This is a genomic window from Janthinobacterium sp. FT14W, assembly GCF_009208755.1.
Lineage (GTDB): Bacteria > Pseudomonadota > Gammaproteobacteria > Burkholderiales > Burkholderiaceae_D > Janthinobacterium > Janthinobacterium violaceinigrum.
Genome location: NZ_WFLL01000158.1, coordinates 1 through 281, shown reverse-complemented (window position 1 = coordinate 281; position 281 = coordinate 1). Strand labels below are relative to the sequence as shown.

1 rRNA gene is annotated in these 281 nt (G+C 48.0%); it reads left to right on the top strand.

Features of this window, described 5'->3' with window-relative positions:
- Nucleotides 1-281 (top strand): 23S ribosomal RNA (locus GCN74_RS28420); the annotation flags it as partial.

Below are 281 nucleotides of genomic sequence, written 5' to 3'. Positions count from 1 at the left end.
GGCTAAAACAGTCAGGATGTTGGCTTAGAAGCAGCCATCATTTAAAGAAAGCGTAATAGCTCACTGATCGAGTCGTCCTGCGCGGAAGATGTAACGGGGCTAAGCCAGTCACCGAAGCTGCGGATATTTTTTCTGTGATTTATCACTGGAATCAATATGGTAGGAGAGCGTTCTGTAAGCCTGCGAAGGTGTCTTGTAAAGGATGCTGGAGGTATCAGAAGTGCGAATGCTGACATGAGTAGCGATAATGGGGGTGAAAAGCCTCCACGCCGTAAGCCCAA